The sequence below is a fragment of the Kineococcus xinjiangensis genome (assembly GCF_002934625.1).
GTDB lineage: Bacteria > Actinomycetota > Actinomycetes > Actinomycetales > Kineococcaceae > Kineococcus_A > Kineococcus_A xinjiangensis.
The window spans coordinates 393,436-406,065 of the sequence record NZ_PTJD01000001.1 but is presented as its reverse complement, the minus strand read 5'-3'; the positions used below and the strand labels follow the sequence as shown (position 1 = coordinate 406,065).

Below are 12,630 nucleotides of genomic sequence, written 5' to 3'. Positions count from 1 at the left end.
GAGACTCCCCGCGTGCTGCCGAACGGACCCGGAACGGACCTTCCCGTGCGGGCGGTGCTGCCGGAGCTGCTGGACGCGCTCGAGGGTGCCGGCGGTGCGGTCCTCGTCGCCCCGCCCGGCACGGGGAAGACGACCCTGGTGCCGCTCGCCCTCGCCGCGACGGTCGAGGGCCGGGTCGTCGTCGCGGAACCGCGCCGGGTCGCGGCGCGCGCGGCGGCGCGGCGGATGGCCGCCCTGCTGGGCGAGGACGTGGGGCGGCGCGTCGGGTACTCGGTGCGCGGGGACTCCCGCCGCAGCGCCGCCACCCGCATCGAGGTGGTGACGACCGGCCTGCTGCTGCGGCGGCTGCAGCAGGACCCCGAACTGCCCGGCACGGCGGTGCTCGTGCTCGACGAGGTCCACGAGCGCCACCTCGACGCCGACCTCGCCCTCGCCTTCGCCCTCGACGTGCGCGGCGTGCTGCGTCCCGACCTGCGCCTGCTCGCCACGTCGGCCACCGCCCAGGCCGGCCCGCTCGCGGACCTGCTGGGCGCCGGCTCCGGATCCCCGGCACCCGTGGTCGCGGCGACGGTGCCGGTGCATCCGCTGACGGTGCGGTGGGCCCCGCCGCCGCGCCCGGTTCCGCCGCCGCAGGGGCTGCGGGTGGACCCCGGCCTCCTGACCCACGTCGCCGCGGTCGCGCGCACCGCCCTGGCCGAGCACGCGGGCGACGTCCTGGTGTTCCTGCCCGGCACGGGGGAGATCGAGGCCGTCCGACGCGATCTCGCTGCGGGGGCGGGCGTGGACGCCGACCTGGTCGTGCTGCACGGGCGGCTGCCGGCCGCCGCCCAGGACGCGGCGCTGACCCCGGGCCCGCGGCGGCGGGTGGTCCTGGCCACGGCGGTCGCCGAGTCGAGCATCACCGTTCCCGGCGTCCGGGTGGTGGTCGACAGCGGGCTGTCGCGGGTGCCCCGCACCGACCACGCCCGCGGCCTGTCCGGGCTCGACACCGTCCGGGTCTCGCGGGCGGGCGCCGAGCAGCGCGCGGGCCGCGCCGCGCGGGAGGGAGCGGGCGTCGTCCTGCGCTGCTGGTCGCCGGGGGAGCACGACCTGCTGCCGGCGCATCCGGCCCCCGAGATCTCCACCGCCGACCTCGCGGCGTTCGCGCTCGCCGCCGCCTGCTGGGGAGCCCCCGGCGCTCGGGGGCTGGCGCTGCTGGACCCGCCCCCGCCGGGACCGCTGTCCGCCGCGACCGACGTCCTGCGCCGGCTGGGGGCGCTGGACGGGGCGGGAGCGGTGACCCCCGCGGGCCGGCGGATGGCCTCCGTCGGCCTGCACCCGCGGCTGGCGCGGGCGCTTCTGGAGGGCTGGCGCAGCGCGGGCCCGCGCGCGGTGGAGGTCGTCGCCCTGCTGGCCGCCGACGGCCTGCTGCCCGGTGGTGGCGACGACCTCACGGCCGAGTGGCGCCTGCTGCGCCGCGGCGGCGGCCGGCGGGGGGAGGTGTGGCGGCAGGAGGTGCAGCGGCTGCAGCGGGAGCTGGGCGGTGCCGCAGCGGGCCCGCCGGGGCGGGACGGGGGAACCGACGACGCCGTGGCGGGCACGGTCGTGGCGCTGGCCCACCCGGAGCGGATCGCGCGGCTGCGCCCCGGGCGGGAGGCGTACGCGATGCTCGGCGGGACGGGGGCCCGGCCGGCTCCGGGCTCGGCGTGGACGGGAGCGCCGTGGCTGGCGGTCGCACTGGCGGACCGGCCGGCCGGGCGCGCCGACGCCCGCATCCTCAGCGCCGCGCCGCTGGACGAGGAGACCGCGCGGGCGGTCGCCGCGGCGGAGGTGGTCGTCGAGGACGAGGTGCGCTGGGGCGACGGCGACGTGCGGTCGCGGCGCGTCGAGCGGCTGGGGGCCATCGTGCTGCGCGAGCGAGCGCTGGAGTCGCCGTCCGGCGCCGCGGTGCGCTCGGCGCTGGCCGACGGAGTGCGCTCGGAGGGGCTCGGCGTCCTGTCGTGGAGCGCGGCCGCCACCGGCCTGCGGGAGCGGATCGCGCTGTGCCGCAACGCCTTCGGCGACCGGTGGCCCGACGTCTCCGATGCCGCCCTGCTGGCGGGGGCGGAGGAGTGGCTCGGGTCGGAGCTGGCGGCGGCGCGCGGGCGGGCGGACCTGCGCCGGATCGACGTGACGGCCGCCCTGCGGCGGATGCTGCCGTGGCCGGAGGCCGCCCGCCTCGACGCCCTGGCCCCCGAGCGGATCGAGGTGCCCAGCGGCGGTCGCGTCCGGGTCGACTACGCGGACCCGGCGGCCCCCGTCCTCGCGGTGAAGCTGCAGGAGGCCTTCGGGTGGGCGCAGGGGCCCCGGGTGGCCGACGGTCGGGTCCCGGTGGTCGTCCACCTGCTCTCCCCGGCGGGGCGGCCGCTCGCGGTGACCTCCGACCTGGCCTCCTTCTGGCAGGGGGCGTACCGGCAGGTGCGGGCGGAGATGCGCGGGCGCTACCCCCGCCACCCGTGGCCCGAGGACCCGTGGACGGCGCCGGCGACCCGGCGTCTCAACGAGCGTCGCGGCTGAGCGGGACGTCGCGCGGGGGCCGGAGGGCCGAACGGGGAACGGAAGAGGAAGAGAGGGTGCCCCCGGCAGGACTCGAACCTGCGCACACGGCTCCGGAGGCCGATGCTCTATCCGCTGAGCTACGGGGGCCAGCGACGAGGAGACACTACCAGCGTCGGCGGGGTGCCCGGCGACCCCGTCGCCCCGTCGGGGGACGCAGCGGCGGCGGAGGGGGCCGGAGCGCGCCGGTAGGCTCGAGGCGTGACCCCCGCCGAGCTCTCCGCCGCACTCAGGGACAGCCTCACCACCGCCGTCGCGGCCGGTCAGCTGACCCTCGACCCCGCCGATGTCCCGGCCGAGGTCCGCGTGGAGCGCCCCAAGAACCGCGACCACGGCGACTGGGCCACCAACGTCGCCCTGCAGCTGGCGAAGAAGGCGGGCGCACCGCCGAGGCAGGTCGCCCAGGTGATCGCCGACCACCTCGCGGTGCTGCCCGGCATCAAGGCCGTCGACATCGCCGGCCCGGGCTTCCTGAACATCACCCTCGAGGCGGCCTCCGCCGGTCAGCTCGCCCGCGCCATCGTCGAGGCGGGGCGGGACTACGGCCGCAGCCAGGTCCTGGCGGGGGAGCGGATCAACCTCGAGTTCGTCTCCGCCAACCCCACCGGCCCCATCCACATCGGCGGCACCCGCTGGGCGGCGGTCGGCGACTCCCTGGCGCGGCTGCTGCGGGCCACCGGCGCCGACGTGACCTGCGAGTACTACTTCAACGACCACGGCGCCCAGATCGACCGCTTCGCCCGCTCGCTGCTGGCCCGTGCCCACGGCGAACCCGCCCCCGAGGACGGCTACGGCGGGGAGTACATCTCCGAGATCGCCGACGCCGTCCTCGCGAAGGTGCCGGGGCTGCTGGAACTGCCGCGCCCGGAGCAGCAGGAGACCCTCCGGCGCGAGGGCGTCGAGCTGATGTTCGCCCAGATCCGGGAGAGCCTCGCGGAGTTCGGCGTCCACTTCGACGTCTACTTCCACGAGGACTCCCTGCACACCTCCGGCGCGGTCGAGCGGGCGGTCGCGCGGCTGCGCGAGCTGGGCCGGATCTACGAGGCCGACGGCGCGACCTGGTTGCGCACCACCGACTTCGGCGACGACAAGGACCGCGTCGTCATCAAGAGCGACGGGAACCCCGCCTACATCTCCGGGGACCTCGCCTACTACCTCGACAAGCGCGAGCGCGGGTTCGACCGGGCGGTGATCATGCTCGGCGCCGACCACCACGGCTACGTCGCCCGCATGATGGCGATGTGCGCCGCGTTCGGCGACGTGCCCGGGAAGAACCTCGAGATCCTCATCGGGCAGATGGTCAACCTGCTGCGCGACGGTGTGCCGCTGCGCATGAGCAAGCGCGCGGGAACCGTCGTGACCATGGAGGACCTCGTCGAGGCCGTCGGGGTCGACGCCGCCCGCTACTCGCTCGCGCGCTCCTCGGTGGACTCCGCCATCGACATCGACCTCGACCTCCTCGTCAAGCGCAGCAACGACAACCCCGTCTTCTACGTGCAGTACGCGCACGCCCGCACCGTCAACGTCGGCGTCAACGCCGCGCAGTCCGGGGTGCAGCGGCAGGACGCCTTCGACCCCGCGCTGCTCACCGACGAGACCGAGGCCGTGCTGCTGGCCGCGCTGGGGGAGTTCCCCAGCATCGTCGCGCGCGCCGCGGAGCTGCGGGAGCCGCACCGGGTGGCGCGCTACCTGGAGGAACTGGCCGGTCGCTACCACAAGTGGTACGACTCCTGCCGCGTCACGCCGCGGGCCGAGGAGGACGTCACCGACGTCCACCGCACCCGGCTCTGGCTCAACGACGCCACCCGCACCGTCCTCGCCGCGGGGCTGGACCTCCTCGGCGTCGGCGCCCCGGAGCGGATGTGATGGCCCGCACGCACGAGGCGGGTGCGATGCACTCGCCCGGCAACGCCTCCGTCGCCATCGTCCCGAACTGGCTGCGCGCGCCCGGCGACGTCAACGAGCTCCTCCCGCAGCTGTGGGCCTCCTCCGTCGTCCGCGGGAACGACGGGGCACTGCGCGTGGGCGGCGTCGACGTGCGCGACCTCGCCGCGGAGCACGGCACGCCCGCCTACGTCCTCGACGAGGTGGACTTCCGCGGCCGCGCCACCGCCTTCCGCGACGCCTTCCGCGACGCCTTCGCCGACCTCTGCGGCGGCGCGGACGTCTACTACGCCGCCAAGACCTTCCTGTGCACGGGCGTCGTGCGCTGGCTGGCCGAGGACGGCCTCAACCTCGACGTCGCCAGCGGCGGCGAGTTCGCCACCGGCCTGCGCGGCGGCATGCCCGCCGGGCGGATGGTCTTCCACGGCAACAACAAGTCCGCCGCCGAGCTGCGCGAGGCGCTCACCGCGGGGATCGGGCGCATCGTCGTCGACAACCTCGGCGAGGTGGACCTCCTGGCCGACATCGCCGGGGAGCTCGGGGCCACCGCGGACGTGATGCTGCGCGTCACGGTCGGCGTGGAGGCCCACACGCACTCCTACATCGCCACCGCGCACGAGGACCAGAAGTTCGGCCTTTCGCTGTCGTCGGGGACGGCCGAGGAGGCGGCGGCGGCGGTGCTGCGGCGGCCCGAGCTGCGCCTGCTCGGCTTCCACAGCCACATCGGCTCCCAGATCTTCGACACCGGCGGGTTCGAGGTCGCCGCCCGGCGCATCCTCGGGCTGACCGCGCGGGTGCGCCGGGAGCACGGGGCCGAGGTCCCGGAGGTGGACCTCGGTGGCGGCTTCGGCATCGCCTACACCTCCGAGCACGACCCCCTCACCCCCGCCGACCTCGCCCGCCACCTCGCGGCGATCGTCGAACGGGAGTGCCGCGCCGAGGGGATCGACTGCCCGAAGGTGTCCGTCGAGCCGGGCAGGGCGATCGCCGGCCCGAGCACCTTCACCCTCTACGAGGCCGGTGCCGTCAAGGACGTCGAGCTCGACGGCGGCGCGCGGCGCCGCTACGTCTCCGTCGACGGCGGGATGAGCGACAACATCCGCACCGCGCTCTACGACGCCGACTACTCCGCCACGCTGGCCTCCCGCCGCTCCGGCGCCGAGGCGGTGCTCTCCCGGGTCGTGGGCAAGCACTGCGAGAGCGGCGACGTCGTCGTCAAGGACGAGTTCCTGCCCTCCGACCTCGGCGCCGGCGACCTCGTCGCGGTCCCCGGCACGGGCGCCTACTGCCGCAGCATGGCGAGCAACTACAACCACGTGCTCAAGCCGCCGGTGATCGCCGTGCGCGACGGGGTCGCCCGCCCGCTGCTGCGCCGGGAGACCCTGCAGGACCTCTTCGCCCTCGACGTCGGCTGAGGACCGGTGGGAGAGGTCACGACCGGCGCGCCGGGCGGGCCGGTGACGGTCGCGGTCACGCGCCTCGCCGACCCGGCGCGCGCCCCGGAGATGCTGGCGTGGGTGCACGCCGGCTCCACGCTCGCGGAGACGTTCGAGGGCTTCCTCGGTGCGGGCTGGCTGCGCCCGCCCCCGGGGCGGCGGGAGTGGCACATGCTCTACCGCTTCGGTGACGCCGAGGCCCTGCAGCGCTGGGAGCGCTCCGCGCAGCGGAGCTGGTGGCTGGCCTCCGCGCAGGGCATCGTCGAGCACACCCGCGTCGAGCGCCGCACCGGCATCGAGGGCTGGTTCGAGGCTCCCGCCGCGGCCACCGTGGAGGTCGCGCCGCGCGTGCCGCCGCGGCGGAAGCAGATGGTGGTGATCTGGCTGGGCTTCTTCCCGCTGAGCCTGCTCGCCAGCGTCACCCTCGGGCGCGTCCTCGCCGACGTGAACGTGGTCCTGCGGACCTTCCTCACCACCGTCTGCCTCATCCCGGTCATGACCTACCTGGTGCTGCCGCGCGTCACGCGGGCGCTGGAGCGGTGGCTGCAGGGGCGCCCGGCGCCCTGGCGCGCCGCCCGCCGCGGCCCCCGGGCTCCCGGGTGAGCCCGCGCACGAGCCGCCCGGCGGGCGACCCGGGCCCCGCTGCTCGCTGGCCGGTCCGGCGCAGTGAGAGGCTTGACCCCGCCGCAGCGCCCCGGAACCGCAGGTCCCGAGGGTGCCGGCGGTGCAAGGGCTGGACGCATCGGTGCCGGTCGGAGTCGGGGACGAGAGGACGTACCAGGTGGAACCCCTGAAGGTCGCGCTGCTGGGATGCGGGGTCGTGGGCACGGAGGTCGCCCGCCTGCTCACGAGCCAGGCCGAGGAACTCACCGCCCGCGTCGGCGCCCCGCTGGAGCTCACCGGCATCGCCGTGCGGCGCCTGGGACGCGACCGGGGCGACCTCGGCGTCGACCCCGCCCTGCTGACCACGGACGCCGATGCGCTCGTCGCCCGCGCCGACGTGGTGGTGGAGGTCATCGGCGGCATCGAGCCCGCCCGCGCCCTCATCCTGCGGGCGATGGAGCACGGCGCCGGCGTCGTGACCGCCAACAAGGCCCTCCTCGCGGAGGACGGCCCCACCCTCTTCGAGGCGGCGGCCAAGCACGGCGTGGACCTCTACTACGAGGCGTCCGTGGCCGGGGCGATCCCGCTGCTGCGTCCGCTGCGGGAGTCGATGGCCGGCGACCGGGTCACGCGGGTGCTCGGCATCGTCAACGGCACCACGAACTACGTCCTCGACAAGATGGACAGCACCGGTGCGGGCTTCGCCGAGGCCGTGGAGCAGGCCCAGGCGCTGGGCTACGCGGAGGCCGACCCCACCGCCGACGTCGAGGGCTTCGACGCCGCCGCCAAGGCCGCCATCCTCGCCTCCCTCGCCTTCCACACCCGCGTCAGCGCCGCCGACGTGCACCGCGAGGGCATCACCGAGGTCAGCGCCGCCGACGTGCGCGCCGCCCAGCAGCAGGGCTGCGTCGTGAAGCTGCTGGCCATCTGCGAGCGCGTGACCGGCGCGGACGGCGGCGACGCCGTCTCCGTGCGCGTGCACCCGGCGATGCTGCCGCTGACGCACCCGCTCGCGGGGGTGCGGGAGGCCTACAACGCCGTCTACGTCGAGGCGGAGGCCGCCGGGCAGCTGATGTTCTACGGCCCCGGAGCCGGTGGCCGCCCCACCGCCAGCGCCGTCCTCGGCGACGTCGTCGCCGTGGCCCGCCACCGGGTCACCGGCGGGCGCGGGCCGGGGGAGTCCGCCTACGCCGACCTGCCGCTGCTGCCGATGCGCGACGTCCGCACCCGCTACCACGTCCGCCTGGACGTGGCGGACCGCCCGGGCGTGCTGGCGCAGGTCGCCGGCGTCTTCGCCAAGCACGGCGTGTCCATCGAGACCGTGCAGCAGCGGCAGGACGACGCCGGGCGCGCCGTCCTCGTCGTCGTCACGCACACCGCGCCGGACGCGGCGCTGTCGGCCACGGTCGACGAACTGGGAGAGCTGGACATCGTGGACTCCGTGGCCGGCGTGCTGCGGGTCGAGGGAGGGGACGACCGTTGAGCGGCAGCAGGGCGCACGTGTGGCGGGGCCTGATCGAGGAGTACCGCGAGCGGCTCCCCGTCACCGACGCCACCCCCGTCGTCTCCCTGGGTGAGGGCGGCACCCCGCTCGTCCCGGCGCGGCACCTCTCGGAGCGCACCTCCTGCGAGGTGTGGCTGAAGGTCGAGGGCTGCAACCCGACCGCCTCCTTCAAGGACCGCGGCATGACGATGGCCATCTCCAAGGCCAAGGAGCACGGGGCGCAGGCCGTCATCTGCGCCTCCACCGGCAACACCTCCGCCTCGGCCGCGGCCTACGCCACCGCCGCCGGGATGCGCTGCGCCGTCCTCGTGCCCGACGGCAAGATCGCCCTCGGCAAGCTCAGCCAGGCGATCGCGCACGGCGCCACCCTCCTGCAGGTCGACGGCAACTTCGACGACTGCCTGACCCAGGCGCGCAAGCTCGCCGAGGCGTACCCCGTCGAGCTGGTCAACTCGGTGAACCCCTTCCGCATCGAGGGGCAGAAGACGGCCGCCTTCGAGATCGTCGACGTCCTCGGCGACGCCCCGGACATCCACTGCCTCCCCGTCGGCAACGCCGGCAACATCACCGCCTACTGGAAGGGCTACCGCGAGTACGCCGAGGACGGCGGCGCCACCCGCCGCCCGCGGATGTGGGGGTTCCAGGCCGCCGGGGCCGCGCCCTTCGTCAAGGGGCACCCCGTCGACCAGCCCGAGACCATCGCCACGGCGATCCGCATCGGCCACCCCGCCTCCTGGGACACCGCCGTCGCCGCCCGCGACGACTCCGGCGGGCGCATCGACGCCGTCACCGACGAGCAGATCCTGGCCGCCCACCGCTGGCTCAGCTCCCGCGAGGGCGTCTTCGTCGAGCCGGCCTCCGCCGCGGGCGTCGCCGGACTGCTCGCCGCCACCGAGGCCGGTGAGGTGGAGGCCGGGCAGCGCATCGTCGTGACGGTGACCGGCCACGGGCTGAAGGACCCGCAGTGGGCGCTGGAGATGGCCGGTGCCGAGGACGGGCAGCGGCGCGCCGTGGAGCCCGTGCGGGTCCAGCCGGACGCGGTGACCATCGCCCGCGCCCTCGGCCTCGAGCTGTGAGGGCCGTCGCCCCCGGGAACGCCGCGCCGAGGGGCGGGTCGTGACGGCCGCCCCCGGCGCCCGGGCCGGCGGTGCCGTGGCGGCACTGCCGGTCGGTCTCGCCGTCGACGTGACGGTCCCCGCCACCAGCGCCAACCTCGGCCCCGGCTTCGACGCCTTCGGCCTGGCGCTCGCGCTCCACGACACCCTGCGCGTCGAGGTGGTCCCCGCCGGCCTGGAGGTGCTGGTGGAGGGGGAGGGGGCCGGCACCGTCCCCCTCGACGAGCGGCACCTGGTGGCGCGCACCGTGCTGGCGGAACTGGCCGCCGCGGGGATGCCCGCGCCCGGGTTGAAGCTGTTGTGCCGCAACGACATCCCACACGGTCGTGGTCTCGGCAGCTCGGCTGCGGCCGTCGTCTCCGCCGTCGCGGCCGCCCAGGCGCTGCTGGCCGCCGCGGGGTTCCCGCAGGATGCGGGTGGCACGGCGCGCGATCGCGTGCTGGCGGAGGCCGCCCGGCTCGAGGGCCATCCCGACAACGCGGCGCCGGCGGTGCTCGGCGGGTTCACGCTGGCCTGGTGCACCGCGGGCGCCGTGCGCGCCGTCCGCCTCGACGTGCACCCCGACGTGCGTCCGGTCCTGCTGGTGCCGCAGGAGGAGCTGGCCACCTCCCGGGCCCGCGCCCTGCTGCCGGAGACGATCCCGCACACCGACGCCGCGTTCACCGCCGGCCGCGCCGGGCTGCTCGTGCACGCGCTCACCGCGGCGCCGCACCTGCTGGCCGAGGCGACGGAGGAGCGGCTGCACCAGGCGCAGCGCGCCCCGGCGATGCCCGCGACCGCCGCGCTGATGGCCGCCCTGCGCGAGCGCGGCCTGCCGGTCGTGGTCTCCGGGGCCGGGCCGAGCCTGCTCGTGCTCGCCCGCGGCGCCGAGCGCGCCGTGGTCGCGGAGGCGGCCGCCGGGTGGCGCTGCCTGCAGCTCGACGTCGACACGGCCGGGGTGCAGTGGGGGTAAGAGGCGTGAGCGGGCGATGCGGGTGTTACATTGGCCACGTACCGCAGCGGACGTCCCAATCGGTGGACGCCCGGCCCCGGGCAGCCGGCGCGCATGCCGGCACCCGGTCGCTCGGCCCCATCGAGGTCCGCTCCAGGGTATGACGCCGCGCATCTGTGCACCTCCCGCACCCGTGGCTCACCGTTCACCTGTCCGTCTGCAGGGCAGACATCGCGACCTGGCCGATCTGATGGCCCGTCGCTGACGAGGGGGAAGGACCTTCGTGACCAACACCACCGACACCGCTGCGACGGACGCCGCCGACGGCGCAGCGCCCGCGGCCGAGACCGCCCCCCGCTCCGGCAACCTCTCCGCCCTGCGCCTGCCGCAGCTGCAGGAGCTCGCCGCTCAGCTCGGCATCGCCGGCACCGGACGCATGCGCAAGCTCGACCTGCTCAACGCCATCCGCGAGCACCAGGCCGGCGTGCCCAGCGCCCCGGCTCCCCGCGCCCGCCGGGCCAGCGCTCCCGCGGGCGCTGCGGCCCAGCCCGAGGCGCCCGCCCGCGAGGCGGCCCCCGAGGGCGCTGCCGCCGACGTGCGCGCGGCCGAGCCGGTCGCCCCCCGCGCCGAGGCGCCCGCCGCTGCCGCCGAGACGGGTCGCGACGGCGCCGAGGAGCGTCCCGTCATCGAGCTGCCGCCGGTGGTGAACCCCGGGGAGTCCGCCGAGCGCCGCATCGAGGCCCCGGTCGTCCCGACCCTGGAGAGCCTCGTCGGTGACCGCCCGATCCGCACGGAGGGTGAGCGCCCCTCGCGGCGCGAGCGCTCCCGCCGCGGCGAGCGCAACCGCGAGACCGCCCGCGAGGGCTCGGACCAGCAGCAGCTGCCGGTCGTCGAGGCGCGCGCGGACCAGGAGCGCGACGGGCGCGGCGAGGGCCGTCCCGAGCGCGGCGACCGGGAGGCCCGCGGCGACCGTGGCGGCCAGGAGCGTGGGGGTCCCGACCGTGGCGGCCAGGAGGCCCGCGGCGACCGCGGTGCCCAGGAGCGCGGTGCCCAGGAGCGCGGTGCCCAGGAGCGCGGTGCCCAGGAGCGCGGTGCCCAGGAGCGCGGTGCCCAGGAGCGTGGCGGCCAGGAGCGTGGCGGCCAGGAGCGTGGCGGCCAGGAGCGTGGCGGTCCCGACCGTGGCGGCGAGGACGACGAGGGCGGCCGCCGCGGGCGGCGCAGCCGCTACCGCGACCGCAAGCAGCGGCGCGGTGGCCGGGTCGAGGGCGCACCGGAGACGGAGCCGGAGATCAGCGAGGACGACGTCCTCCTGCCGGTCGCCGGCATCCTCGACGTCCTCGACAACTACGCCTTCGTCCGCACCTCCGGCTACCTGCCCGGACCCAACGACGTCTACGTCTCCCTCGGCCAGGTCAAGAAGCACGGCCTGCGCAAGGGCGACGCCGTCACCGGCGCCGTGCGCCAGCCCCGCGAGGGCGAGCAGCAGAACCAGCGCCAGAAGTTCAACGCGCTGGTGCGCGTGGACTCCATCAACGGTGCCGATCCGGACGAGGCCCGCCGCCGGCCCGACTTCAACAAGCTGACCCCGCTCTACCCCCAGGACCGGCTCCGGCTGGAGACCGAGCACAACGTGCTCACCACCCGGATCATCGACCTGATGTCCCCGATCGGGAAGGGGCAGCGCGGCCTCATCGTCTCCCCGCCCAAGGCGGGCAAGACGATGGTGCTGCAGGCGATCGCCAACGCGATCACCACGAACAACCCCGAGTGCCACCTCATGGTCGTCCTCGTCGACGAGCGTCCCGAAGAGGTCACGGACATGCAGCGGACGGTCAAGGGGGAGGTCATCGCCTCGACCTTCGACCGGCCCGCCGACGACCACACCACCGTCGCGGAGCTGGCGATCGAGCGGGCCAAGCGGCTCGTCGAGCTCGGCAACGACGTGGTCGTCCTGCTGGACTCCATCACCCGCCTGGGTCGCGCCTACAACCTCGCCGCCCCGGCGAGCGGGCGGATCATGTCCGGTGGTGTGGACTCCAGTGCGCTCTACCCGCCGAAGCGGTTCTTCGGCGCCGCCCGCAACATCGAGAACGGCGGCTCGCTGACCATCCTCGCCACGGCGCTGGTCGACACCGGCTCCAAGGCCGACGAGGTCATCTTCGAGGAGTTCAAGGGCACCGGGAACATGGAGCTGCGACTGTCGCGCCAGCTGGCCGACAAGCGCATCTTCCCCGCGGTCGACGTGCCGGCCTCCGGCACCCGTCGCGAGGAGATCCTCATGAGCCGCGAGGAGCTCCAGATCGTCTGGAAGCTGCGCCGCGTGGTCACCGCCCTGGACCCCCAGCAGGCGATCGAGCTGATGCTCGACCGGCTGAAGAAGACCCGCAACAACCTCGAGTTCCTCATGCAGATCCAGAAGACGACGCCGTCCATCAGCAAGGACGGCGACGAGGTCTGAGCCGCGCCGACGAGCCGGGCCGCTGAGTCCGGCCACTCGACGAGGGCACCGCGGGCGCGGGCGGGAAGGATCCGCCCGCGCCCGCGGTTGTCCAGCGGGAGCGCCCGGCTGTGCCAGACTTGGGC

Annotated in this window: 8 protein-coding genes and 1 tRNA gene; 8 read left to right on the top strand and 1 reads right to left on the bottom strand. The window is 75.8% G+C overall.

Translation table 11 applies throughout. The features are described from left to right. Positions 1-12: 12 nt before the first annotated feature. On the top strand, positions 13-2,535 hold the full coding sequence (gene hrpB / locus CLV92_RS01890) for an ATP-dependent helicase HrpB (RefSeq protein ID WP_104431049.1): 2,523 nt from the start codon (positions 13-15) through the stop codon (positions 2,533-2,535). A 57-nt stretch (positions 2,536-2,592) separates the two neighbouring features. Here hrpB and CLV92_RS01885 read toward each other — a convergent pair. Then, a tRNA-Arg gene (locus CLV92_RS01885) sits at positions 2,593-2,664 on the bottom strand. A 111-nt stretch (positions 2,665-2,775) separates the two neighbouring features. Here CLV92_RS01885 and argS point away from each other — a divergent pair. The 7 genes from argS to rho all read left to right on the top strand — a co-directional run bounded on the left by argS (position 2,776) and on the right by rho (position 12,505). After that, a complete protein-coding gene (gene argS / locus CLV92_RS01880; protein WP_104431048.1) occupies positions 2,776-4,440 on the top strand; it encodes an arginine--tRNA ligase in 1,665 nt (554 codons plus the stop codon). After that, positions 4,440-5,873, top strand: coding sequence for a diaminopimelate decarboxylase (gene lysA, locus CLV92_RS01875; RefSeq protein WP_104431285.1), 1,434 nt, complete (start codon positions 4,440-4,442; stop codon positions 5,871-5,873). Before argS ends, lysA begins: the two co-directional genes overlap by 1 nt. A gap of 90 nt (positions 5,874-5,963) precedes the next feature. Beyond that, positions 5,964-6,497, top strand: coding sequence for an antibiotic biosynthesis monooxygenase (locus tag CLV92_RS01870; RefSeq protein ID WP_146099388.1), 534 nt, complete (start codon positions 5,964-5,966; stop codon positions 6,495-6,497). A 178-nt stretch (positions 6,498-6,675) separates the two neighbouring features. After that, entirely contained in the window at positions 6,676-7,980 is a 1,305-nt protein-coding gene (locus tag CLV92_RS01865; protein ID WP_104431046.1) for a homoserine dehydrogenase, read from the top strand. After that, positions 7,977-9,077: a threonine synthase gene (gene thrC, locus CLV92_RS01860; RefSeq protein WP_104431045.1), complete on the top strand. Its 1,101-nt coding sequence runs from the start codon at positions 7,977-7,979 to the stop codon at positions 9,075-9,077. The genes CLV92_RS01865 and thrC overlap by 4 nt, the downstream gene beginning before the upstream one ends. A gap of 40 nt (positions 9,078-9,117) precedes the next feature. Next, entirely contained in the window at positions 9,118-10,068 is a 951-nt protein-coding gene (thrB, locus tag CLV92_RS01855; RefSeq protein ID WP_211290764.1) for a homoserine kinase, read from the top strand. Positions 10,069-10,330: 262 nt separating this feature from the next. Beyond that, positions 10,331-12,505 carry a transcription termination factor Rho gene (rho, locus tag CLV92_RS01850; RefSeq protein WP_104431044.1) on the top strand — a complete coding sequence of 725 codons (2,175 nt, stop codon included), beginning with the start codon at positions 10,331-10,333 and terminating at the stop codon, positions 12,503-12,505. The last annotated feature ends 125 nt before the right edge of the window (positions 12,506-12,630 follow it).